A 24,504-nucleotide genomic window follows, 5' to 3' on the forward strand; every position below is an offset into this window, starting at 1 on the left:
CGTGTTTGATATCGGTTTTTGGGAACTGGTATTAATATCTGTCGTTGGGTTAGTGGTTTTAGGGCCTGAGCGTTTGCCCGTGGCGATTCGCAGTATTTCCAAGTTTGTTGGACAAGCGAAAAGCATGGCAAACAGTGTGAAAGATGAACTTTCTCATGAGCTTAAGGTGCAAGAGCTGCAAGAAAACCTACGCAAGGCGGAAAAAATGGGTATGGAAGATTTATCTCCAGACCTTAAAGCGTCAGTCGATGAACTCAAGCAGGCCGCTGCTGAGGTTCAACGTCCGTATGCTAAGCCTGAGTCTGATAAGCCAAGTGAGACTAAACCTAGTGTCATGGAAACTGTGGAATCTGAAACCATTCAGGTCAACAGTGAAGCTTCAGCACCGTCAGATAAGAAAGCCGAATAGTCTCGCAAGGAGGAGTCGCCGGATACTTGATTCGCTAGATGTTTAAATAGATATCTATTCAAGTAAATAACTATTCAAGTGGATACCAATTCAACTGGATAGATACACGCGCGGCTCCTTTTCGATCTTCCTGTTTAAGAGGTTTGACATGTCTTCGACTGAGCAGACACAGCCTTTAATTAGCCACCTTCTAGAACTACGTAATCGCCTACTACGTGCGATTGTCGCGGTGCTAGTGATATTTGTCGGGCTAATTTATTTTGCTAATGATATTTATGAATTCGTATCAGCACCTTTGGTAGATCGTCTACCGGAAGGGGCGACGATGATCGCAACCGATGTTGCATCGCCATTTTTCACACCGCTGAAATTAACCTTGATCGCGTCTATATTCCTCGCGGTTCCGTTTATTTTGTATCAGGTGTGGGCTTTTGTTGCTCCGGGTTTATACAAGCATGAAAAACGCTTGATCATGCCGCTATTGGCTTCAAGTTCATTGCTGTTTTACTGTGGTGTGGCGTTCGCTTACTTTATTGTATTCCCGTTGGTATTTGGCTTTTTTACGGCCATATCATTAGGGGGAGTAGAGTTCGCAACCGACATCTCAAGCTATCTTGATTTTGTACTCGCGCTGTTCTTTGCTTTTGGTATTGCCTTTGAAGTGCCTGTTGCGATTATCTTGTTGTGTTGGACGGGGGCAACAACGCCTCAATCTCTGTCTGAAAAGCGTCCTTACATTGTGGTGGGTGCTTTCATCATCGGTATGATGCTGACACCACCAGATATGATCTCGCAAACACTGTTGGCGATTCCAATGTGTATTCTGTTTGAGATTGGTCTGTTTTTCGCACGCTTTTATACGCGTAAGCCAGATGCGGATGAAGAGGAAGAAGCTGAATCTTGATTCGGAATGCTTCAGTAAAAATCACATAATAAAAAAGCGGCCTAGGGCCGCTTTTTTATTATGTCTGTTTATCGAATCTTTAACTGATAGCCACAGTTCTGACATATATAGAGCTCTTTGATGCCCAAAATTTTATGCCATAGGGTTCGATGTTGACGTTGTAAGTGTTGTGAATGGTCACACATAATCAACTACCTCTATATGCAGGTGGTTGATACTATACATGTCACTTAGCTTTCTCAAATAAATTCAGGAAAAATCCGTAATAATTACTTATTAATAGATTTGTCATAAATTAAACAATGCCTTAGCATTTTTGGTGGTTATGTTTTCGACTTCTTCAAGGGTAATTCCGCGTAATTCGGCGATGCGTTTTGCTACTAATTCTGTGTAGGCTGGTTCATTGCGTTTACCGCGATTCGGTGTTGGTGCCAAGTATGGGCAATCTGTCTCTAGAATGACGTAATCCATATCGAGATGTGGGATCACCTTGTCCATCCCAGAGTTCTTAAAGGTCGAAACGCCGCCTAAACCTAAATGAAAGCCTAGCTCGTTGATCGCTTGAGCTTCCTCTAAGCTGCTACCAAAGCAGTGGAATACCCCGCGTAAGCTGCCATCTTGTTCTTTACGAAGTAGGGCAAGTGTCTCTTCAATGGAATCACGAGTGTGGATCACCACAGGTAGATCAAGCTCTTTTGCCCACTGCAGTTGAGTCACAAACGCCATCTCTTGTTCAGCCTTGAAGGTTTTATCCCAGTACAAGTCGATACCAATCTCACCCACGGCGATAAAGTCATGCTTATCAAACCAAGCTCGAATGGTTTTGAGGGTTTGCTCGATATTCGCATCCACATAACAAGGGTGTAAGCCCATCATTGAACGGCACACATCAGGAAACTGCGCTTCCGTTGCTAACATTGGTTCGATAGATTCTAAATCGATGTTCGGCAATAGAATGGTATCAATCCCTTGAGCCAGTGCGCGCTGCACAACTTGTTCGCGGTCTTCATCGAATTCACTAGCGTAAATATGAGCATGGGTGTCGATCATTGTTTTGTCCTGAAAGCGGTCTTTACTGAGTTGTCATGAGTATACGGCAGTGTGAGGAGAAGGTCATTTTTTGCCATTTATCCCTATTTTTGAGTGGGTTTCATATTTTACTGCTAGCGTCCTGAGCCATCAGTGATATGCTTTTGCCTGTATTTAGCACTTTTCATATCTAAGTATTTCGGTGCTTAGACTAGGCAAGGAGAATCTAGTGTCTGTTTCAATTCAAGGTCAATTCCCAGGTCGCCGTATGCGCCGTATGCGTAAGCACGACTTTAGCCGTCGCCTAATGGCAGAAAATCAATTGTCTGTGGATGATCTAATCTACCCAATGTTTATCCTGATGGGTAAAGACCGCCGCGAGCCTGTCGAGTCAATGCCAGGTGTTGAACGCTTGTCGATCGACTACATGCTTGAGGAAGCAGATTACCTGTCAAAGCTGGGTGTTCCTGCGATTGCTCTATTTCCAGTCGTGAACCAAGATGCTAAAAGTTTATGCGCAGCTGAAGCTCATAACTCAGAAGGTTTGGTGCAGCGCGCTGTACGTTTACTAAAAGAGCATGTGCCAAACATTGGCGTTATTACTGACGTAGCACTAGACCCGTTCACCACTCACGGCCAAGACGGCATCATCGATGAAGATGGTTACGTGATGAATGACGAGACGACTGAAGTCTTGATCAAGCAAGCATTATCACACGCTGAAGCGGGTGCTGACGTAGTTGCCCCATCGGATATGATGGATGGTCGCATTGGTAAGATCCGTGAAGCGTTAGAAGAAGCGGGCCATATTCATACTCAGATTATGGCGTACTCTGCAAAATATGCATCGTGCTACTACGGCCCATTCCGTGATGCAGTTGGCAGTGCTTCGAACCTGAAAGGTGGTAACAAGAAGAACTACCAGATGGATCCAGCCAACAGCGATGAAGCGATTTATGAAGTCGCGATGGATCTTAATGAAGGTGCGGACATGGTGATGGTGAAACCAGGCATGCCTTACCTTGATATTGTTCGTCGTGTTAAGCACGAACTGCAAGCGCCTACGTTTGCTTACCAAGTATCTGGTGAATACGCGATGCACAAAGCGGCGATTCAAAACGGCTGGCTGAAAGAGCGCGAAACCGTCATGGAATCACTGTTGTGCTTTAAGCGCGCTGGTGCTGATGGCATTCTTACTTACTTCGCTAAAGATGTGGCTGAGTGGCTTGCAGAAGACAATGCACAAGCCGCAGAGCACTTAAAAGAAAAGTAACCGTGTAGAGCTCACTTAAGTGATCAGTAAAAGGGTTGGCCATTGTGCCAGCCCTTTCGTTTATGAGGATGGATAAGATGTCAGTTGTCGTACGTCAAGGTTCTTTAGAAGAAGTGGTGTCTGTGGTCGAGCAGATCTCTGAGTTCGCTAAAAAAGAGAGCGTCTCTTCTCTTTCAGAGCGGCTAGCAGGGAAAAAGAACCTTATTTTAGTGGCTGAAGAAGCTGGCGTGCTGCTCGGTTTTAAGATCGGCTATGAATTGGGTCAAGATACTTTTTACAGCTGGTTTGGTGGCGTGTCACCGCTCGCGAGGAACAAAGGCGTTGCACAGGCGCAATTAGACGCTCAGGAACAGTGGGCGAAAGAGCAGGGCTACAGACAGTTAAAGGTTAAGTCTCGTAACCAGTTCCCTGCAATGTTGCGTCTGTTATTGAGAAACGGTTACCTAATCGAAAAATTTGAAGAAAAAGAAGACATTAATGACCATAGAATCCATTTTTTGAAGCAAATTTAAGCACTGCTGTTAACGGTTTATAAATTAAATGAGATTTATTATCATTTAAGTGTTGACTATTAAATGAGAATCATTATTATTAACTTCGTCTTAGGGAGTAAGGAAATGTTCACAAGGATGTTAAGTACTCAAGTATCTACTTGGTTACCCAACAGAATTCTCGCGAACTTGTACTAAGTTCTTTTTGACACGACATTGCTCACATTGCTCACATTGCTTCCAGTGTAATTTATAGCTTTTAGGTAAAGCTGTGGTATTCAATTTGAATGGCTTTACCGGTTTTTGCTAGGCGACATCTTCGGGTGTCGCTTTTTTTATACCTACCATTTCAACAAGATGCATATTTAGTGGCACGTATTTTTATGAATAAAACGCCATCAGCATTCTTTTCCACAACGCAAGATCGAGAAAAGATCGTTGATCATCTGTTCGATCTGTAAAATTATTCTTTATTTTCAGTTGTTTATTGGTGTTTTTTGAGTTGTTAACCTTAGTTCTCAACAGGGTGGATAAATAATATAAACAGAGTTATCCACAGAACGCTTGCGTCTAAGAACAAAAAATAACAACAAATCGATTATAACGAACACAACCGAGTGAACGGATACAGATCGACAACGTGGAATCCAACCAACAGACGTGGCATTCTTAACAGATAATTTCTGTACTTACTGGATACACAAACATTATGGCTCGTATTCCTGATAATCCATTGATTCTGATCGATGGCTCTTCTTACCTATATCGCGCGTTCCATGCTTACCCTGGCACAATGAGCAATGGTGATATCCCAACTAACGCTGTTTACGGTGTAGTTAACATGCTGCGCAGCATGATGCGTCAATTTGCTTCTGATCGTATTGCGGTAATTTTTGATGCGAAAGGAAAGACGTTCCGTGATGACATGTACCCAGAGTACAAGGCAAACCGTCCACCTATGCCTGATGATCTTCGTTGCCAGATTGAGCCTTTGCACAATGTGATTCGTGCAATGGGTTTGCCACTTATCTCTATTCCCGGCGTTGAAGCGGATGACGTGATCGGTACGCTTGCTTCTCAAGCTTCTGCGATGGGTATGCCTGTGCTTATTAGTACTGGCGATAAAGATATGGCGCAGCTTGTCGATGACAACGTTACTCTGATTAACACCATGACCAACGTGGTAATGGATCGTGAAGGCGTGATTGAGAAGTTTGGCATCCCACCAGAGCTTATTATCGACTACCTTGCGCTGATGGGCGATAAAGTCGATAACATCCCAGGAGTTCCGGGTGTCGGTGACAAGACAGCGACTGCTCTGCTGCAAGGCATTGGTAGCATCGAAAAGCTGTATCAAAACCTGGATGATATTGCCGCTCTTGGCTTCCGTGGTTCAAAAACCATGGCTAAGAAGCTGATTGATAATAAAGACAACGCTGAGATGTCTTATGAGCTTGCAACGATCAAACTGGACGTCGAGCTAGAAGAGACACCAGAGTCACTCGTAAAAACCCAACCAAACACGGATGAGCTGATTAAGCTATATGGTCAACTGGTCTTCAAGTCTTGGTTGAACGAGCTACTTGAAGGTGGCAGTGGTGTGGTTGAGGCGGATGAAAAGTCGGGCGCAGTGCACAGCAATACGGCATCAACCACTTCTACCGTAGAAATGAACACCTCTGCAGTGACGATTGATCGCAGCAACTACGAAACCATCTTAGATGAAGCCTCTTTTAATGCGTGGCTAGAGAAACTGAAAGCGTCAGAGGTGTTTGCCTTTGATACTGAAACAGACAGCTTGGACTACATGGTGGCTAACCTTGTTGGTCTATCATTCGCAACCGAAGAAGGCGTTGCCGCTTACGTACCGGTTGCCCATGATTACCTAGATGCACCTCAACAACTCGACCGTGATTGGGTACTTGAACAGCTTAAGCCGATTCTTGAAGATGACGCACAGGCTAAAGTCGGTCAAAACCTGAAGTACGATATGAGCGTTTTAGCGCGCTACGGTATCGAGATGAAAGGCATCAAGCACGACACCATGCTAGCGTCTTATGTTTTTAATAGCGTTGGCGGCAAGCATGATATGGATAGCCTAGCGCTGCGTTTCCTTCAGCACAGCTGCATCTCATTTGAGCAAATCGCAGGTAAAGGTAAGAAGCAGCTTACTTTCAACCAGATTGAGCTGGGTGAAGCGTCTCCATACGCAGCAGAAGATGCTGACGTGACTTTACGTCTTCATAACCGTTTGATGGAAAACATTGAGCAAGATGAAAAGCTAAAAGCCATCTATGAAGAAATCGAAGTACCACTGATCCCTGTTATGTCTCGCATTGAACGCACTGGCGTATTCATCGATGACATGCTGCTAGGCGCTCAATCGCAAGAGATTGCGGTTCGATTGGATGAGCTAGAACAGAAAGCCTACGAGATTGCAGAGCAAGAGTTCAACATGAACTCGCCAAAACAGCTGCAAGCGATCCTGTTTGAGAAAATGGGTCTGCCTGTTATCAAGAAAACGCCATCAGGTGCACCTTCAACCAACGAAGAAGTGCTGCAAGAGCTGGCTCTTGATTACCCGCTACCTAAGCTGATCATTGAGTATCGTGGCCTTGCGAAACTCAAGTCTACCTACACAGATAAACTACCGAAGATGATCAACGCTGAAACGGGTCGTGTTCATACGTCTTATCACCAAGCGGTGACAGCAACGGGTCGTTTGTCTTCAACAGATCCAAACCTACAGAACATCCCAATTCGTAATGAAGAAGGCCGTCGTATCCGCCAAGCATTCGTTGCACAACATGGTTGGAAGATTCTAGCGGTCGATTACTCTCAAATTGAATTGCGTATCATGGCGCACCTTTCGGGTGATAAAGCGCTTCTGGAAGCATTCCAACAAGGCAAAGATATCCACGCGGCAACGGCTGCTGAGATCATTGGTGTTGATATTGAGAGTGTGACCACTGAACAACGTCGTCGTGCTAAAGCCGTTAACTTCGGTCTTATCTACGGTATGAGTGCCTTTGGCTTGGCTAAGCAACTGGGTATTCCTCGTGGCGAAGCACAGCACTACATGGACACTTACTTCGAGCGTTACCCTGGCGTAATGCAGTATATGGAAGACACGCGCAGTGCTGCTTCAGAGCAAGGCTTCGTTGAAACCATTTACGGTCGTCGACTGCACCTTCCTGAGATTCAATCTCGTAATGGCATGCGTCGTAAGGCTGCTGAACGCGCGGCGATCAACGCGCCAATGCAAGGCACAGCGGCTGACATCATTAAGAAAGCGATGTTGTTGGTGGATGAGTGGATTCAAGCGGAAGGCGATGGTCGTGTAAAACTGCTTATGCAGGTACACGATGAATTGGTGTTTGAAGTGGAAGAGTCATCTTTAGCCGAAATTGAAAGTAAAGTACAAGAATTGATGGAATCCGCTGCAGAGCTAGAAGTGCCGCTTGTCGCGGAAGCTGGCCACGGTGACAACTGGGATCAAGCCCACTAATCAGTTTTTGACCTTAATAAGCAAATTAGTATGAGCCAGTGCACAAACACTGGCTTTTTTTTGTCTCAAATAAAGTTAAGTCGTAATAAGAATTTAGGTGTTTTAATAAAACATTCATGAAAAAAAACTACAAAAGTTGTTTTCATTTCTGAGCAATTGTTGTACATTAAATCTCGTAGGGTACAGAGGTAAGATGTTCTATCTTTCAGACCTTTTGTTTCACGTTATTGGATTAGGCTGATTCAGCCGCCCTAGTCAGTATTTGACTGGGGCGTTTTTTCTTGTGCGAAAGAAAAATATTTCCAACCTATCATTCCCCCGTAAAACCTCTCATTTTTAGTGCCTTTTATTACACTTTCTCAAGCACAGTGATAAACCCCTGATTTGCCTTAGATCTGAAATTCGATCAGCTTTTGGTAATTTAAATCCGTCTCTAAGTCGATTGTTTTATCACTTGAAATAACTTTTATTTTACAAGTTATCGATAAAGGATTGATGGATCACGCCTTATTTATCAGTGTATTGAGTCGGTGAATGCTCAATGTAATCCATGATTTTCTGTTGTTTCTCGGTGCTGTATTTCAGTGCTTCGGCGGTGATCTGGATGGATTGTGCCATCGAAGAGATATTGTTGGTCGCTTTTACCAAGGTTTGCTGCATGGGTTTCAGGATAAGCAGATAGATAGCGGTCAAAGCGATAATAATGACGGCGATAACGGCCGCCAGCGCAATGATGATCTTGGTCTGAATGTCATCCAACAGCATTTGACTGGTTTGTTTAAAGGCGAGTCGAGATTGGTCTAAGGCTTGTGGCAGTTGATTGAGTGATGTCTTGGTGGAGCTCGCAAGCTTATTGATACTTTCAACCGTTTGATTGAGGGCTTGTTGCTGGTCGTCGCTTAGGTTGGGGTTGTTGACTATCGCTTGCAAAGATTGCGATATCACCTCAAGAGACTCACTCGCGTCTTGGGCGTACTTTTCCATGCCATCGAGGTCTAAGGTCATATCGACATTGATCAGTGGGGCTTGTTCTTGTTCTGCTTCAGAGGCAAACCCTGTCAGTGAGACCAACATAAGTGCAATGATGGCCAATGGTGTTTTCCACATGAGTATTCCTTTCTCATTGTTCTGATTATTTAGATGTGTCTTTTAGTATGGTTCACTTCTATTGGTTTTAGTGGCTAAATCCGATTTTTAACACTAAAAACTTAGGCTTAACTCACTCATTTTTGGGCAAAAAAATACCCCACCTATATAAGGAGGGGCATTGATAAGGCTAAATCACGTGTTGTAAGTGCTCTAACCTATAGCGATAAGTAGAGGAACTACTCTGAGTCGTTGTGCTCTTCGTCTGCTAACTCATCAATGATTTGATCAGCAAGCGCAGGCGCAAACCACTCATCCATCTTGGCACGCAGTTGGTCAACGCCGATGCCCTTCATTGAAGAGAAGACATCAACCGCAACATCACCACCGAAAGATTTTGCATCGTTACGGATTTTCAGTAGCTGTGCTTTACGCGCACCACTTTTCAGTTTGTCTGCTTTTGTTAACAAAACCTGTACTGGGATGCGGCTATCGATAGCCCAGTAGATCATTTGTTGGTCAAGGTCTTTCATTGGGTGACGGATATCCATCAATACCACTAAACCTTTCAGGCTTTCACGTCGTTGTAGGTATTCACCTAGCGACTTCTGCCATTTTTTCTTCATCTCAAGTGGTACTTGAGCAAAGCCATATCCAGGTAAATCGACGATATGACAACCGTCCGTTACCTTAAATAGGTTGATTAGCTGAGTTCGACCGGGTGTTTTACTGGTTTTCGCCAAGCTTTTTTGGTTTGTAACGCGATTTAGCGCGCTAGATTTACCAGCATTGGAGCGTCCTGCAAACGCAATTTCGATCCCTTCGTCTTCTGGTAAATGACGAATATCAGGTGCACTGGTAATGAAATGCGTGTTTTGATAATGAATTTTTACGCTCACTGTTAACTCCATCTCGACTTTGTGTAGTCGATTGATTACTTTTTTGTGAATTTGTGTAAAATAACCGTGCTCGGCATAAGGTCGCCTATTGTACCATGAGTGGCAACATAGAGTGGTACTGGAAGCTTGATAATTATAATGGAATGTCATGAAGAAATTAGCGCTAATTTTGAGTCTTTTAGCCAGCTGCTCAGTATGGGCTCAAGGTAGTATTGAAGCTGGTAAAGCCAAATCACAAACATGTGTTGCCTGCCACGGTGCTGACGGCAACAGCTTGATCACTCAGTACCCTAAGCTGGCTGGTCAACATGAGAAGTATCTAGAGAAGCAGTTAAAAGAGCTTAAGCTAGGTATGACAAGTGGTGGTAAGCAAGGTCGTTACGAACCTGTAATGGGTGCAATGGCGATGCCTTTATCTGAAGAAGATATGGCTGACCTAGCGGCATACTACGCCTCTCTACCTATCTCTAGTAACTCTACTCCTGAAAATGTAGTAGATGAAGGTAAGGTTCTTTACACAGCGGGTAACGCAGAACGCGGCGTAACGGCGTGTATTGCTTGTCATGGCCCTCGTGGTAATGGTACCGAACTTTCTGGTTTCCCTAAGATTTCAGGTCAGCACGCAGATTACATCAAGGCTCAACTTGAAAAATTCCGCGATGGTGACCGTAATAACGACATGAATGCGATGATGCGTGATGTAGCTAAAAAGTTAACAGACGCTGATATTGATACCTTATCGAAGTACGTTGGTGGTTTACACTAATTTGTCGGTTTCTTGCTCTTAGCCAGAGTAAAGGAATGTACGTTCGAGCGAGATTGAAGAGACGCCCCGATCAGTAATGGTCGGGGCGTTTTCTTTTGTATTGGTTTTATTAATGCGTTTTGTGTTTATGTCTGATTTATCAATGTGTGATCGATTTGTGTACAAAAGTGTGAAGTCGCACTCTTGTAGTCTTTTTGTAACACGGTAAAGTAACCGCCATCAGCTAGGAGCTGACTTAGATATGGATGATCATCTAGTCTAACGGTATAGACAGAAATGGATCAGGCTAGGACAGCCCAGCAACAAGGTGTTAGAAAAGGATAGCCAAAACTCATCAGGACGATGAACAACAAACAAATTTGGCATGGAAAGCACCAATAACAAATGGAGATTTGTGTACCAAGTTGAGTATGCAAATTTTGGCCGATATAGGCAGATTTAGAGAGCGATAGGTTTTCCTATCGCTTTTTTTATTGATTTGATGAAAAAACACCCAATACCTCTCCACTATAAACTCAGTTTCTGGTATGTTTCGCATCCCTGTTTAAGGATGTGCTATGTATACTTGTCCCTTATGCCATCACCAAGGCGTGAATCACTATTTTGAAGACAAACGCAGAGCTTATCTGCAGTGTCAGCAATGTGAACTGGTATTTGTTAAACCTGAACAAAGGTTAGAAGCAAAAGAAGAAAAAGCACACTATGATCTCCATGAGAACGATCCTAGTGATGCAGGCTATCGCCGTTTTTTATCTCGCATCGCAGATCCTCTAACAGACAAAATTTCATCTAACTCACACGGGTTGGATTTTGGTTGTGGCCCAGGCCCTACGCTATCTATTATGTTAGAAGAAGCCGGACACACCATGGAGTTGTACGATATCTATTACCACCCAGAACCCTCTGTGTTGGAAAAAACGTATGACTTTATGACTGCCACGGAGGTGATAGAGCATCTTTACCACCCAGACAAAGTGTGGCAGCAATGGTTGAATTTAGTTAAACCCAAGGGCTGGATTGGTCTTATGACTAAACTAGTAATAGACGTAGACGCGTTTGCTGGTTGGCACTACAAGAATGACCCGACACATGTCGTCTTCTTTAGTCGTCAAACATTCCAGTTTTTGGCAGAGCGGGATAAGCTCGAACTAGAATTTTTTGGAAATGATGTAATTTTACTGAGGAAAGTGCAGTAATGGGTCGTAGTAAGAAATCAAGAAAGCCGGGAGCACTTGGCGCTCCGGAGCCTATGGTTACTCGTAACCGTAGTGAATCTGATGTTGAAGGTCGTGAACGTAAGCGTGTTAAAAAGCGTAAAGGCCTTAAGTCTGGCAGCCGTCACTCAGATGGTAGCGAAGCAAAACAGCGTAAAGCTGCACAAGCTCGTGATCCACGTTTAGGCAGCAAGAAAAAAATTCCGCTGATCGTTGAACCAGCGAAGAAGCCGACTAAACAAGAGCGCAAGCTATCTAACGAACAAGAGTTAGAGATGCTTGAGAATGACGCTCAACTGAACACACTCCTAGATCGTATCGAAAATGGTGAAAACCTAGGTGCTGGTCTACAGAAGTTTGTTGATGAGAAACTTGATCGTATCGAACACCTAATGGGACGCTTAGGTCTACTAGAGCCAGAAGACGATGAAGAAGAGATCTTCGAAGAAGCACCGGTTGCCTCTAAGAAGAAAGCGAGCTCTGACGAAGACTTGTTATCTCAATTCGAAGATTTCGATTTAGACAGCTTTAAAGGTTAATAGCCAGTGAACGTAACCTTATTAGCAATTGCTGGTGGAATTATCATTCTCGGCTTGGGCTCTTACGCAGGTTACCTTCTACTTCAAGTGAAGAAGCAGACGGAGTTGCAAAAGCAGCATCAAGCACTAGCCATTGAAAAACGCAACGCGACGATTTACGAAAACGTAAATACTTTGTGCTTAGCGGGCATTCAAGGGCAATGTGACTTACCTGAGATCAGTATCCGAGTGTGTATCATTATGGATAATGTTCAGGGTGATGAGCGTGTCGATTTTGATTCTGAGTATCCTGCTCTTTCTGAGCTGTACCATATCGTAAAAGATATGGCTCGCGGAGAGGCAAGACAGGAACTGACGAAGAAAGAGCGCATGCAGCAGAATCTCACGCGCCATAAGGCAGAGACTCGCTTGAATGATGCGGTCATTGAAGATCTGAAAAGGTTGCAAGAGAAGGTTAAACCTCTCAACAACCAAATCAACATTCAGATGATCTAGTCGCTAAGACTATTTAAAATAGAGGCTTGTTTAATACAGGGTGTTCTTGAGACACCTTATCTTTATAGATAGTGTTAAATGAGCCTTCTTACCTTTTGCGTCTCGTTAATCCCGACGCTTTGTTAGTGATCAAGCTAGCAGTTCTGAGTTTTTGTCTGAAAAATTGATTTTGTCTTGGAACGACCTTACTGGTCGTGTGGCAAAATAACCCGTCTATATTTTAATGTATGTAAAATGATTTGAGAGACCTTAGGTTCTCGCGGATCTAAATTGGAATTACCGCTATGTCGAGCAAGCCAGTAACAACGAATCAGCAAATCGTTTGGGATCAAGAGATCTTAAACAAGTACAACTATTCGGGACCTCGTTACACTTCATATCCAACAGCGTTGGAGTTTCATGAAGCGTTTACCGTCGCTGATTACGACATGGCGTGTACTCAGTACCCTGAGCGTCCACTCTCTCTTTACGTGCATATCCCGTTCTGTCATAAGCTTTGTTACTACTGTGGTTGTAATAAAGTCATTACTCGTCACTCGCATAAAGCGGATGAGTACCTTGATGTGATTGAACATGAAATCCGCCAGCGCGCCTCTTTGTTGAATGGCCGTGAAGTGACGCAATTGCACTTCGGTGGTGGTACGCCAACGTTCTTGACCAAAACACAAATTACTCGCTTGATGATGATTCTGCGTGAGGAATTTAATTTCACTGCTGACGCTGAAATCAGTATTGAAGTTGACCCGCGTGAGATTGAGCTAGACGTACTTGACCACCTGCGTAACGAAGGCTTCAACCGCCTGAGCATTGGTGTGCAAGACTTCAATAAAGAAGTGCAGAAACTGGTTAACCGTGAGCAAGATGAAGAGTTCATCATTGCGATGGTTAAACGTGCGAAAGAGCTAGGCTTCCGTTCAACCAACCTTGATTTGATCTACGGCCTACCAAAGCAGACTCAAGCTTTGTTCGCTGAAACATTGAAGCAAGTGTTAGAAATGAAGCCGGGCCGTTTATCGGTATTTAACTACGCACACATGCCTCAGCTGTTTGCGGCGCAGCGTAAGATTAAAGACGAAGATCTACCTGAAGCGAAAGAGAAAATGGCTATCTTGCAAGATACCATCGAGACGCTAACGGGAGCGGGTTACCAGTTCATTGGTATGGATCACTTCGCACTACCTGAAGATGAGCTAGCCGTAGCACAGCGTGAAGGTATTCTGCATCGTAACTTCCAAGGCTACACCACCCAAGGTGAAGCTGACTTAATTGGTTTCGGTGTTTCTGCGATTTCTATGGTTGGTGATGCTTACGCACAAAATCAGAAAGAGCTGAAGAAGTACTACGCTCAGGTGAATGACCTGCGTCATGCACTTTGGAAAGGTGTTGCTCTAGACAGTGACGACCTTCTACGTCGTGAAGTGATCAAGCAGCTGATTTGTAACTTCAAGCTTGATAAAACAATGATCGAATCTGAGTTCTCGGTTAACTTTAATCGCTACTTCAAAGAAGATTTAGAGCTTCTACAAACCTTCATCAACGATGATTTGGTTGAAGTCGATGACAAAGAAATCCGCGTTACTCTGCGTGGCCGCTTGCTGATCCGTAACATCTGTATGTGTTTTGATAAATACTTACGTGCAAAGGCTCGCCAGCAGCAATTCTCTCGCGTTATCTAATCGCTCGATAGAGAATAGAACAATAAAAAATGCCAGCATCATGCTGGCATTTTTGTATCTGACTCATTCGATTTCTGCCTGGTTTAGGTGAGACTCTCAGTGGTATTTTGTTTGACCTTGGCACTTTGCTTGGAGTTGATGAGGTCGGTAGGCCATTGGTCAAACGGAACTGGGCGACTGTATAAGAAGCCTTGAGCAAGCGGGCACTGCAGCTGCTTGAGAAGTTCAGCCTGTTGCTGTGTTTCAACGCCCTCTGCCACCAAGCTTACTTTGAAGCCCTTAGTGATGTTAACGATGGCCGCGACGATGGAGCTATCTAGGTTCTCTTTATCAAGTTTGCTGACAAAGCTGCGGTCGATCTTAAGGCAGTCGAATGGCAGTTTGTGTAAGTAAGCCAGTGACGAATAGCCGGTACCAAAGTCATCAATCGCAATTGATATCCCTAGTGCTTTTAGAGTCAGCATGTTATCGATGATGGTCGGGTCGTTGTCGACGATGCGTGATTCGGTGATCTCTAGTGTCAGGTTGCTTGCTGGCAGATTTGTGTCTCGCAACGTGCCTTTTACTTGTTCCACAAAGCCACTTTCACTCAGTTGATCGACCGACAGGTTAACGTGAATAGAGAAGTCCTTGCTCCACTTTCCTGATTCAATCGCGATGGCAGTATCTCGACACGACTTATGTAGAATTTGCTTGCCGATATCGTCAATGAGCCCGCTCTCTTCCGCGAGAGGAATGAACTCGAGTGGTGAAATTACGCCTTCATCGGCTATCCAGCGTGCTAAAGCTTCAGCCCCAATGGTCGATCCGGATTCTAGATCAATAATAGGTTGATAGAAGGGTTCGAACTGTTGAAGTTCAATCGCTCGGTTCATCCGCGCCAGCATCTTAGTGCGATGTCTTGATGCTTTACCCATCTCAGGGCTGTAAATGCTGACACTAGCTTTGTCTTGTTTTGCGTTGCTCAAAGCAATGCTACTACTACGCAGCAATAGCGCAATGTCGTGGACGTTAGATACACCGACGACGCCCATCGATACCTTAATGACGACACTTTCTGATTCCATTGAAAATGGGGAAGCGAAGGTTTGAAGTAAGCGGTTAGTCAGCAGCTGAACATCATCGCTTTGCGTTACGTTTGGCGCGTAGATGGCAAACTCATCACCACCAGTGCGAGCTAGTAGGTATTCGGATGGCAGTGTGCCTCTTAAACGAGCGGCCGCAATGATAAGTAGCTGGTCGCCATTGTAATGACCTAGGCTGTCATTGATGTCTCGGAAGCGATCAATACCAATCAAATATAGTGTGCCTTTTTCGTTGTCGGGGTGTTTCTTGGCAGCGTCAATAAAGCCTTCACGGCTGTATAGCTTGGTTAATGAGTCATAGGTAAGTTGAGACTGTAATGCATGAAACGAAGCCTTTAAGTTGTTGGTCATTTCATTGAATGACTCGACCAACATGCTGGTTTCATATATATGCCCTGTTTTTGGCATGCTCGCGTCCCAATCGCCCTTAGCAAGGCGTTTTGCCGCATCCGCTGTCGAGGTGATGGGTTGGGTTGCGCGATTAAAGGCAATTAATCCTGCAATGACCCCAATGCAGCTCAGTGCTAGCCCAAGCAACCAACTGTTTCTTTGATTTTCTGGCAATTCACCGAGCAGATTGCTTTCAGGGATCGACACCCCAATAAACCACGTGAGCCCGTGCTCATCTTCGTATGGGGTGATTTGGTTGAAGTAGCGTTCGTTGTCTAGGCTAAAACTAAAGCGCTGCTCGCCCAAATTCTCGATTAGGTGGAATTGCTCTACGTAGCTAGCACTCTCACGTATGACTGGATTAGCACTCTCTGTTGCTAGTTTGCGTTGCCCTTTGTTGGTTTGTCCTGTGCCCCATGAAACGACACTGCCTCCGCCTGAGTGCGCGACCAAGCGTTGCTGCTTATCGATGATGTAAACAGAGGCATCCGTTCTATCTTTGAGCTTTCTGAGAAACGCATTGAAGGTATTGATTTTGATGTCGCTGACTACGACGGCTTTGAATTCATTATCATCATAGATAGGCGCTAGAGCAGATAAGGTGATTTCTTGACGTTCGTCAGCATTGGCATAAATTGGTGACCATAACGGTTTTTTCTGTGTCGCAATGGGTGTGTACCAAGGACGGATTCTAGGATCGTAACCTGAAATCACCGATCGAATGTCTTCACTAATTTTGCTGCCACGGTAAATGACCAGCTGATCATTGGTGCGTTCGTCTTGCACCATCAAGGTGTAGCCTTTGTTGGCTTCTTTGCGGAAACCGACGTAGTTACCATCTTCAGAACCAAAGCCGATCGCATCGAGTTGAGGTACAGCAGTGTAATGGTCTGAAAACGTATAAAAAATATAGTCTTGGACCTTACTAAGATTGCCTGCTTGATAAAGATGGTGGTAGCCGATGTTATGGCTGAGCGAGAGGTTGGCGTGAAATGGCTTTTCTAAAAAATTAGACAGGCTTTGATGAACATTGTCAGTCAGTGATGTCAGCTGGCGTGCACTAACATCACTCACCATCTCTTTGTAGCTTAGCTTTTGAGTGAAAACCATTACACCCATAGTGAACAGAAAAATCATCACGAATGGCAGAACCACTGCGGTTCTCAAAGTAATTTGTGTTTTCAAAGACATCTTTAGCTACAACTTTGGTGAATAGTGTACTGTAATTGTACCGACACTATTCAAACCAAGCGACACTTTTTTGGTTAAAAAGTAGCTGCATCGAGAATCATATAAGGTCTAGTACAGTTCTTTGAGTTTACGAGTTAGGGTGTTTCTTCCCCATCCCAAAACCTTAGCTGCATCCTGTTTATGACCATTAGTGTGGTGGAGTGCAGCTTCTAGCAGTATACGTTCAAATTCTGGCAGAGCATAAGTTAGCAGCTCTTTTTCTCCTGAATCAAGCGCACACTTTGCCCAATTAGCGAGCAGTTGTTGCCAGTTATCTCCAGTTCCTGAGGTGGTCACCACTTTTTCTTCTAGCAGCTCTGGTGGCAGGTCTGAAGGAAGAATTTCGCTGCCGCTGGCCATCACGGTAAGCCAACGACAAATGTTTTCAAGCTGACGCACGTTACCCGGCCAATTGAGCTGGTTGAGCTTCAAAATGGTCTCAGGATGCAGTGTCTTCACTTCAACACCGAGCTCTTCGGCGGCGGATGCTAGGAAGTGATGAGTCAGCTTTTCAATGTCTTGTTTACGTTCACGAAGTGCCGGGATATGGATTCGGATAACGTTGAGTCGGTGAAAAAGGTCTTCACGGAAGTCGCCTTCATGCACTAAGCGCTCAAGATCTTGGTGGGTTGCGGCAACGATACGAACGTCTACCTTAACTGCAGAGTGACCGCCGACACGATAGAACTGACCATCAGAAAGTACACGCAACAAGCGAGTTTGGATATCGAGTGGCATGTCACCGATCTCATCCAGAAATAGGGTGCCGCCGTTGGCTTGTTCAAAGCGTCCTTGGCGAACGCTGTTAGCACCGGTAAAGGCACCTTTTTCGTGGCCAAACAGTTCAGACTCGATCAGATCTTTGGGGATTGCTGCCATGTTCAAGGCAATGAAGGGCTTCTTAGCTCTTGGGCTGTGACGATGCAGAGCGTGAGCGACCAATTCTTTACCGGTACCCGATTCACCATTGATCAGCACGGATATGGATGAGCGAGACAAACGGCCAATCGCTCGGAAAACCTCCTGCATTGCCGGTGCTTCACCGATGATTTCTGGTGCGTTGGTGTCTTCAGCGACCTCACTGGCTTGTTCGCGTTTCTGCTCTTGGCTGTGCGCGATCGCTCGTTCGACTAGAGTCAGTGTTTCATCAATATCGAACGGCTTTGGAAGATATTCAAAGGCGCCTTTTTGATAAGCATTCACCGCCGCATCAAGGTCTGAGTGCGCGGTCATAATGATCACGGGCAGGTCGGGAGAGCGTTGATGAACCTGATGCAACAGCTCAATCCCGTCAATGCCGGGCATGCGAATGTCAGACACCAATACGTCCGGTGTCTCGCGCTCAAGCGCAAGCAACACGCTCTCAGCATCAGCAAATGTTTCACACTTAATATCCGCAGATGAAAGTGTTTTCTCTACTACCCAGCGGATAGAGCTGTCGTCATCGACGACCCAAACGTATCCCTTACTCATAATTCAATTCCTTTGCAGCCAAATCTATTGTGATAATCATTGTTGTTTTTATGATGTCTTAATCTTTGTGTTACCGAGCTAAGCCTTTCATCTCGCTGTCCAATAGCGAGGTTCTTATGACCTAAATCGGTAGATAAATCGTGAATGTGGTGTTGCCTGGCCAGCTTTCAACATCAATTTTCCCATTGTGTTGATCGATCAGGTTTTGAGAAATCGATAGCCCCAGCCCTGTTCCACCTTCTCGTCCGCTGACCATTGGGTAAAACAGCGTGTCTTTTAAATCATCGGGGATGCCCGGACCGTTATCGCTGATCTCAATACGAGCTGCGAGTTTGTGTCGCTGCCCGTGAATATTTGCTTGATGCACCGTTCTGGTGCGAATGGTGATTTTGCCAGAATCTTGAGTCTTTAGAATCTGCGCTGCATTGCTCACGATATTGAGCATCGCTTGTTCAACCTGTGCCGAATCCATCAAGATGTCCGGTAGGCTCGGGTCGTAATCCCTTTCGATGGCGAGCGTTGAACCCGATTCGAGCTCTACGAGCTGCCTGACTTTCTCAAGTATCTGGTGAAGGTTCTCTTCTGACTTAGTCCCCGGCTTCTGAGGGCCAAGCAGGCGATCGACTAACGCTCTTAGGCGGTCGGCTTGCTCAATAATGATCTGCGTATATTCATTAAGAGACTGATCAGGAAGCATTTTACCAAGTAACTGCGCCGCACCTCTTAAGCCACCGAGTGGGTTCTTAATCTCATGTGCTAACCCGCGCACTAACAGCTTAGCTGCTTGTTGTTGTGCGTGTTGGTTGAGCTCTTGGCTGAGGCGTCTTTGCTGGTCTATCTTGCGCATCTCAACCAATAACAGCGTCTCTCGCTGCCAAGATATTGGGCTAACCGTGACTTCAAGCATCAGTGGGCGGTTATCAACAACGAAGGTAACGTCACTGTCGGTAATGCTCTGGCCACTTTGTAGCGGTTGCGTCAGAAGCGCCAAATCAAGTGAAGCGTGTTGGATAAGTTGGCTCAGTGGATGATCAACGATGCGTCGTGCGCTCTGTGAAAAGAGCTGCTCAGCCGCCGGATTTGCGTATCGGACATACAATTGCTCATCGAGCATTAATGTCGAAGTCACCATATTGTCGAGAATGGCGCTGGAAAGATGGTGTGTATCTATGCTGTCGCTTTTGGCTGATCGATTCACTATTTCGTCCTTGAACTGGTGTTTTTCTCACTGCACCAAATTGGTGCGTGGCTAAGTTCAAGTATGGCGCATATCAACCAGAAGCTAAAGATAATTCATTAGAGTCGCTGAAAGCTGCTTCGATTAGGTGAAAAGTAGAGGTTATTTGGCCTCTTTTAACACATTGGCCTACTTGAGCGTCGCTCGATGTAAATACACGGTGACTGGACTAGTAGATGCAATAAGCTTGCCGCTTCTATGTGCTTGAATTGCAATGGTGTGAGTACCTCGATCGATACCTTTTAATTCCCAAATAGGCTGGGTCTGTGGGGCGCCATATCGACGGCCATCAAGCATCAATTGTAATTGCTCCCCAATACCAAGTTTTCGGTTGAGCTCTATCTGAATCGGGATTAAGCCGCGGTTGTTGCGAATGGTTTGATCATGAACTGGAGTCAGCATGGTGAGAGTTAATTGAGTGGGAACCTCGCGCTCTGTGGTTTCGGTTTCTGCCTGGGTTTTAGCTGGCGTTTTAGTTGTAGAGGAAGCTGCGGCGTCAACCGGAGTCGAGGCCTCAAATTTAGGGGCGGGTGCTGAAGCTTGCACATCTGGCAGGCGAAGAGCCTCGGCATCTTGAGCGCTAGGGTTATCACTAAAGTGGAGCACGCCATCTTCATCTACCCAGGTATACACAGTTTGAGCAGAGCACGAGAGCGCGACTGTTAACCCGATTAGGAACAGTATGTTTTTCATATCTTTAGCCTCTTTTCACCGCTAGGTGATTTCACGTTTGGCGTTGGTTTTATTGTATTTAGCGCGACAGCCTCTGAGGGCTTTTGTCTAAGGTATGGTACGAGGAAGCGGGGGGAGGGAGAATATAAAAAAGGCCCGCCTGCGAGGCGAGCCTAATATTTAGTCAGCGATTCTTACAAGGTTGCAGTAAGAAATGGCTTATCTCTACAGGAGATTAAACTGAGTAGTACAGTTCAAACTCAAGTGGGTGTGTAGCCATGTTCACGCGTTGTACGTCGTCAGATTTCAGAGTGATGTAAGAATCGATGAAATCGTCAGAGAATACGCCGCCAGCTGTTAGGAACTCACGGTCTTCGCTAAGCGCTGCTAGAGCTTCTTGTAGAGATTCTGCAACTGTTGGGATTTCAGCTGCTTCTTCTGCAGGAAGGTCGTATAGATCTTTATCCATAGCTTCGCCTGGGTGAATCTTGTTCTTGATGCCGTCAAGGCCAGCCATAAGCATTGCTGAGTAGCATAGGTATGGGTTAGCTGCTGGGTCACCAAAACGTAGCTCGATACGACGTGCTTTAGGGCTTGGTACTACTGGGATACGGATAGAAGCAGAACGGTTACGTGCTGAGTAAGCAAGCATTACAGGTGCTTCGAAACCAGGTACAAGACGCTTGTACGAGTTAGTTGATGGGTTAGCAAACGCGTTGATTGCACGAGCGTGCTTGATTACACCACCGATGTAGTAAAGAGCCATTTCAGATAGGCCGCCGTACTTATCACCAGCAAACAGGTTAACGCCGTCTTTTGCTAGAGATTGGTGAACGTGCATACCAGAACCGTTGTCACCAACTAGTGGCTTAGGCATGAATGTCGCTGTTTTACCAAATGCGTGAGCAACGTTGTGTACAACGTACTTGTAGATTTGAGTTTCATCAGCTTTCGCTGTTAGCGTGTTGAAGCGAGTAGCGATTTCGTTTTGACCCGCAGTTGCTACTTCATGGTGGTGAGCTTCAACAACTAGGCCCATCTCTTCCATTACTAGACACATTGCTGAACGGATGTCTTGAGATGAATCTACTGGAGCTACTGGGAAGTAACCGCCTTTAACGCCAGGACGGTGACCTTTGTTACCGCCTTCGAAGTCAGAACCTGTGTTCCAAGCTGCTTCTACGTCATCGATCTTGAAGAAAGAACCGGACATGTCGTTTGAGAACTTAACGTCGTCAAATAGGAAGAATTCTGGCTCTGGACCAACTAGAACTGTGTCTGCGATACCTGTAGAACGTAGGTACTCTTCAGAACGTTTAGCGATAGAGCGTGGGTCACGGTCGTAGCCTTGCATTGTTGCAGGCTCAAGGATGTCACAACGGATGTTTAGTGTTGCGTCTTCTGTGAATGGGTCCAGTACAGCAGATGCTGCGTCTGGCATCATTACCATGTCAGATTCGTTAATGCCTTTCCAACCAGCTACTGAAGAGCCGTCAAACATTTTGCCTTCTTCGAAGAAGTCTGCATCAACTTGGTGAGAAGGAATAGAGATATGCTGCTCTTTACCTTTTGTATCAGTAAAACGTAAGTCGATAAATTTAACTTCGTTCTCTTGGATCAGGGATAGTACATTTTCTACTGACATCTTGGATAACCTCCAGTGTTATTAATTCGGTATTAGCTCGATTCGGTTGAAACTAGCATTGATTAATGTCTATAAGTGCATTAATCGATGCTGATTTATCTACTGCCAAAAACGTGCCAAAAAAATTATTCCATTAATTTCAATGATTTACTTGTTTTGCGATTTTTCTTAATCTGGTTTTTGCACCAAAATGATCTCTAGTTGCACTTTATTGGTGCAACTGTTTGTCTGTGCACCAATATGAGACATAAGCGAGCACCATTCAGCAATGAATTGCCTAAGTTGTCAATCCACTTTTGTTATTTTGCGGGAGATTTGGCTCGCCACTCGTAGGTGATACTTTTTTAGAGTCCTACGAATTTGGCTGCTCAACACTGTACTGAATCAAAGTTAAGCGGATATGAATCGCTAATAAAGAAAAAAGCCTTGGTTCAGATCACATATTTCTGGGTTTTTGTCTAGAATCTGGTATATTATTGACCGTTTTTTAAATCAAGCTAGCGGTTATTATCCAAACTTTTGAGATAAGTGACGGCTACTTTTATGAGTGAATCGAGAATCCATGTCTACTCCACAGATTGATAAGTTAAGAAATATCGCGATCATCGCGCACGTTGACCACGGTAAAACGACTTTGGTTGATAAACTGCTACAACAGTCAGGCACTCTTGAGTCTCGTGGTGAAGCTGAAGAGCGTGTCATGGATTCGAATGACATCGAAAAAGAGCGTGGCATTACCATTCTTGCTAAGAACACAGCAATCAACTGGAATGATTACCGCATCAACATCGTAGATACTCCGGGACACGCGGACTTCGGTGGTGAAGTTGAGCGTATCATGTCTATGGTTGACTCTGTTCTGCTTATCGTTGACGCAGTTGATGGCCCAATGCCTCAAACTCGTTTCGTAACGCAAAAAGCATTCGCACACGGTCTTAAGCCAATCGTTGTAATCAACAAGATTGACCGCCCAGGCGCTCGTCCTGATTGGGTTATGGATCAAGTATTCGACCTTTTCGACAACCTAGGTGCTACTGATGAGCAACTAGACTTCACAGTTGTTTACGCTTCAGCTCTAAACGGCTGGGCAACAATGACTGAAGGCGAAACTGGCGAGAACATGGAACCATTGTTCCAAGCTGTTGTTGATACAGTAGACGCGCCTGCAGTTGACCTTGACGGTCCACTACAAATGCAAATTTCGCAACTTGATTACAGCTCTTACGTAGGTGTTATCGGTGTTGCTCGTGTTACTCGTGGTTCTGTTAAACCAAACCAACAAGTAACTATCGTCAATGCAGAAGGCAAAAAACGTAACGGTAAAGTAGGTACAGTTCTTGGTTACCTAGGTCTTGACCGTCACGAAGTTGAGCAAGCTAACGCTGGCGACATCATTGCAATCACTGGTCTTGGTGAGCTGAAAATTTCAGACACTATCTGTGACGTAAACAATGTTGAAGCAATGACTCCGCTTTCTGTTGATGAACCAACAGTAACAATGACGTTCCAAGTAAACACTTCTCCGTTCGCGGGTAAAGAAGGTAAGTTCGTTACTTCACGTAACATCCTTGAGCGTCTAGAGAAAGAACTAGTACACAACGTTGCACTACGTGTTGAAGAAACTGATAACCCAGATCGTTTCCGTGTTTCAGGTCGTGGTGAACTTCACCTATCTATCCTGATCGAAAACATGCGTCGTGAAGGTTTCGAGCTAGCTGTATCTCGTCCAGAAGTTATCATCAAGAAAGACGAAGATGGCAACCTAACTGAACCGTTTGAAACTGTGACTATCGACGTGCTTGAAGAGCACCAAGGTGGCATCATGGAAAACATCGGTCTACGTAAAGGTGAGCTAACTGATATGTCTCCAGATGGCAAAGGCCGTGTTCGCATGGACTTCATGATGCCTTCTCGTGGTCTTATCGGTTTCCAAACTGAGTTCCTAACTCTAACGTCTGGTTCTGGTCTTCTTTACCACTCATTTGATCACTACGGTCCTCACAAAGGCGGCGTAATCGGTCAACGTAACAACGGTGTTCTAATCTCGAACGCAACTGGTAAAGCTCTGACTTACGCACTATTCAACCTACAAGAACGTGGTCGTCTATTTGCTGAGCACGCGGATGAAGTATACGAAGGTCAAATCATCGGTATTCACAACCGTTCAAACGACCTAACAGTAAACTGTCTGAAAGGTAAGCAGCTAACGAACGTTCGTGCATCTGGTACTGATGAAGCACAGGTTCTTTCGCCACCTATCCGTCACACTCTAGAGCAAGCTCTTGAGTTCATCGACGAAGACGAACTAGTAGAAGTAACGCCAGTAAGCATTCGTATCCGTAAGAAGCTTCTTACTGAAAACGAACGTAAGCGTGCAGCACGTCCAGCTAAGGCTTAATTGCCAGCTGACTAGCTTCTAGCTAAGTAGATAAGAAAGCCCCGAGTAGCCTAGCTGCTCGGGGCTTTTGTTGTGCGCCGAGCAT

Annotated in this window: 19 protein-coding genes; 11 read left to right on the forward strand and 8 right to left on the reverse strand. The window is 45.0% G+C overall.

The genetic code is table 11. From position 1 onward, the window contains the following. Window position 1: 1 nt before the first annotated feature. A complete protein-coding gene (gene tatB / locus AB4167_RS18790; RefSeq protein WP_017060155.1) occupies window positions 2-409 on the forward strand; it encodes a Sec-independent protein translocase protein TatB in 408 nt (135 codons plus the stop codon). 148 nt (window positions 410-557) lie between these two features. After that, the gene (tatC, locus tag AB4167_RS18795; RefSeq protein WP_017060156.1) at window positions 558-1,313 is read left to right on the forward strand and encodes a twin-arginine translocase subunit TatC; all 756 of its coding nucleotides are present in this window, start codon (window positions 558-560) and stop codon (window positions 1,311-1,313) included. Window positions 1,314-1,601: 288 nt separating this feature from the next. On the opposite strand, the gene AB4167_RS18800 is transcribed toward tatC, so the two are convergent. Further along, complete coding sequence (locus tag AB4167_RS18800; RefSeq protein WP_017063053.1) at window positions 1,602-2,363, reverse strand: TatD family hydrolase; 762 nt, start codon at window positions 2,361-2,363, stop codon at window positions 1,602-1,604. A gap of 208 nt (window positions 2,364-2,571) precedes the next feature. On the opposite strand from AB4167_RS18800, the gene hemB reads away from it, so the two are divergent. From hemB to polA, 3 genes are all read left to right on the forward strand, one after another. After that, the gene (gene hemB / locus AB4167_RS18805; RefSeq protein WP_104216338.1) at window positions 2,572-3,615 is read left to right on the forward strand and encodes a porphobilinogen synthase; all 1,044 of its coding nucleotides are present in this window, start codon (window positions 2,572-2,574) and stop codon (window positions 3,613-3,615) included. Between the two features lie 77 nt (window positions 3,616-3,692). Continuing rightward, window positions 3,693-4,127: a GNAT family N-acetyltransferase gene (locus AB4167_RS18810; RefSeq protein ID WP_029236436.1), complete on the forward strand. Its 435-nt coding sequence runs from the start codon at window positions 3,693-3,695 to the stop codon at window positions 4,125-4,127. A 688-nt stretch (window positions 4,128-4,815) separates the two neighbouring features. Then, window positions 4,816-7,614, forward strand: coding sequence for a DNA polymerase I (gene polA, locus AB4167_RS18815; RefSeq protein WP_372136900.1), 2,799 nt, complete (start codon window positions 4,816-4,818; stop codon window positions 7,612-7,614). Between the two features lie 507 nt (window positions 7,615-8,121). On the opposite strand, the gene AB4167_RS18820 is transcribed toward polA, so the two are convergent. Both AB4167_RS18820 and yihA read right to left on the reverse strand, forming a co-directional pair. Continuing rightward, window positions 8,122-8,721 (reverse strand): GTP-binding protein, encoded by a 600-nt coding sequence (locus AB4167_RS18820; protein ID WP_017060161.1) that lies wholly within the window; start codon window positions 8,719-8,721, stop codon window positions 8,122-8,124. Window positions 8,722-8,939: 218 nt separating this feature from the next. Beyond that, a complete protein-coding gene (gene yihA / locus AB4167_RS18825; RefSeq protein ID WP_017060162.1) occupies window positions 8,940-9,599 on the reverse strand; it encodes a ribosome biogenesis GTP-binding protein YihA/YsxC in 660 nt (219 codons plus the stop codon). A 148-nt stretch (window positions 9,600-9,747) separates the two neighbouring features. On the opposite strand from yihA, the gene AB4167_RS18830 reads away from it, so the two are divergent. From AB4167_RS18830 to hemN, 5 genes are all read left to right on the forward strand, one after another. Further along, window positions 9,748-10,365, forward strand: coding sequence for a cytochrome c (locus tag AB4167_RS18830; protein WP_012602993.1), 618 nt, complete (start codon window positions 9,748-9,750; stop codon window positions 10,363-10,365). Between the two features lie 557 nt (window positions 10,366-10,922). Beyond that, window positions 10,923-11,561, forward strand: coding sequence for a class I SAM-dependent methyltransferase (locus AB4167_RS18835; RefSeq protein WP_010433503.1), 639 nt, complete (start codon window positions 10,923-10,925; stop codon window positions 11,559-11,561). Then, entirely contained in the window at window positions 11,561-12,118 is a 558-nt protein-coding gene (gene yihI / locus AB4167_RS18840; RefSeq protein WP_017060163.1) for a Der GTPase-activating protein YihI, read from the forward strand. Before AB4167_RS18835 ends, yihI begins: the two co-directional genes overlap by 1 nt. A gap of 6 nt (window positions 12,119-12,124) precedes the next feature. After that, complete coding sequence (locus AB4167_RS18845) at window positions 12,125-12,613, forward strand: DUF2489 domain-containing protein (protein WP_017060164.1); 489 nt, start codon at window positions 12,125-12,127, stop codon at window positions 12,611-12,613. Between the two features lie 284 nt (window positions 12,614-12,897). Then, complete coding sequence (gene hemN / locus AB4167_RS18850) at window positions 12,898-14,289, forward strand: oxygen-independent coproporphyrinogen III oxidase (protein ID WP_102332593.1); 1,392 nt, start codon at window positions 12,898-12,900, stop codon at window positions 14,287-14,289. A gap of 83 nt (window positions 14,290-14,372) precedes the next feature. Here the strand turns inward: hemN and AB4167_RS18855 are convergent, their stop codons facing one another. From AB4167_RS18855 to glnA, 5 genes are all read right to left on the reverse strand, one after another. Continuing rightward, a complete protein-coding gene (locus AB4167_RS18855; protein WP_372136901.1) occupies window positions 14,373-16,955 on the reverse strand; it encodes an EAL domain-containing protein in 2,583 nt (860 codons plus the stop codon). 108 nt (window positions 16,956-17,063) lie between these two features. Next, window positions 17,064-18,467 carry a nitrogen regulation protein NR(I) gene (gene glnG / locus AB4167_RS18860; protein ID WP_017059224.1) on the reverse strand — a complete coding sequence of 468 codons (1,404 nt, stop codon included), beginning with the start codon at window positions 18,465-18,467 and terminating at the stop codon, window positions 17,064-17,066. 121 nt (window positions 18,468-18,588) lie between these two features. Then, window positions 18,589-19,665, reverse strand: a complete 1,077-nt coding sequence (gene glnL / locus AB4167_RS18865) for a nitrogen regulation protein NR(II) (protein ID WP_019826501.1) — start codon at window positions 19,663-19,665, stop codon at window positions 18,589-18,591. A gap of 168 nt (window positions 19,666-19,833) precedes the next feature. Continuing rightward, the gene (locus AB4167_RS18870) at window positions 19,834-20,397 is read right to left on the reverse strand and encodes a DUF4124 domain-containing protein (protein ID WP_102394311.1); all 564 of its coding nucleotides are present in this window, start codon (window positions 20,395-20,397) and stop codon (window positions 19,834-19,836) included. Window positions 20,398-20,611: 214 nt separating this feature from the next. Continuing rightward, complete coding sequence (gene glnA / locus AB4167_RS18875) at window positions 20,612-22,021, reverse strand: glutamate--ammonia ligase (protein WP_017059221.1); 1,410 nt, start codon at window positions 22,019-22,021, stop codon at window positions 20,612-20,614. Between the two features lie 562 nt (window positions 22,022-22,583). Here glnA and typA point away from each other — a divergent pair. Beyond that, on the forward strand, window positions 22,584-24,419 hold the full coding sequence (typA, locus tag AB4167_RS18880) for a translational GTPase TypA (RefSeq protein ID WP_017059220.1): 1,836 nt from the start codon (window positions 22,584-22,586) through the stop codon (window positions 24,417-24,419). Window positions 24,420-24,504 lie beyond the last annotated feature (85 nt).

This window comes from Vibrio sp. 10N.286.49.E11 (genome assembly GCF_041469505.1).
Classification (GTDB): Bacteria; Pseudomonadota; Gammaproteobacteria; order Enterobacterales; family Vibrionaceae; genus Vibrio; species Vibrio crassostreae_C.

What these genes read in the sequence shown, in the direction of transcription:
- AB4167_RS18855 (WP_372136901.1), bottom strand. Translation starts at nt 16,955, where the DNA reads ATGTCTTTGAAAACACAAATTACTTTGAGAACCGCAGTGGTTCTGCCA.
- AB4167_RS18870 (WP_102394311.1), bottom strand. Translation starts at nt 20,397, where the DNA reads ATGAAAAACATACTGTTCCTAATCGGGTTAACAGTCGCGCTCTCGTGC.
- AB4167_RS18835 (WP_010433503.1), top strand. Translation starts at nt 10,923, where the DNA reads ATGTATACTTGTCCCTTATGCCATCACCAAGGCGTGAATCACTATTTT.
- tatC (WP_017060156.1), top strand. Translation starts at nt 558, where the DNA reads ATGTCTTCGACTGAGCAGACACAGCCTTTAATTAGCCACCTTCTAGAA.
- glnG (WP_017059224.1), bottom strand. Translation starts at nt 18,467, where the DNA reads ATGAGTAAGGGATACGTTTGGGTCGTCGATGACGACAGCTCTATCCGC.
- AB4167_RS18830 (WP_012602993.1), top strand. Translation starts at nt 9,748, where the DNA reads ATGAAGAAATTAGCGCTAATTTTGAGTCTTTTAGCCAGCTGCTCAGTA.
- yihI (WP_017060163.1), top strand. Translation starts at nt 11,561, where the DNA reads ATGGGTCGTAGTAAGAAATCAAGAAAGCCGGGAGCACTTGGCGCTCCG.
- AB4167_RS18810 (WP_029236436.1), top strand. Translation starts at nt 3,693, where the DNA reads ATGTCAGTTGTCGTACGTCAAGGTTCTTTAGAAGAAGTGGTGTCTGTG.
- AB4167_RS18800 (WP_017063053.1), bottom strand. Translation starts at nt 2,363, where the DNA reads ATGATCGACACCCATGCTCATATTTACGCTAGTGAATTCGATGAAGAC.
- polA (WP_372136900.1), top strand. Translation starts at nt 4,816, where the DNA reads ATGGCTCGTATTCCTGATAATCCATTGATTCTGATCGATGGCTCTTCT.
- AB4167_RS18820 (WP_017060161.1), bottom strand. Translation starts at nt 8,721, where the DNA reads ATGTGGAAAACACCATTGGCCATCATTGCACTTATGTTGGTCTCACTG.
- glnA (WP_017059221.1), bottom strand. Translation starts at nt 22,021, where the DNA reads ATGTCAGTAGAAAATGTACTATCCCTGATCCAAGAGAACGAAGTTAAA.
- hemN (WP_102332593.1), top strand. Translation starts at nt 12,898, where the DNA reads ATGTCGAGCAAGCCAGTAACAACGAATCAGCAAATCGTTTGGGATCAA.
- typA (WP_017059220.1), top strand. Translation starts at nt 22,584, where the DNA reads ATGTCTACTCCACAGATTGATAAGTTAAGAAATATCGCGATCATCGCG.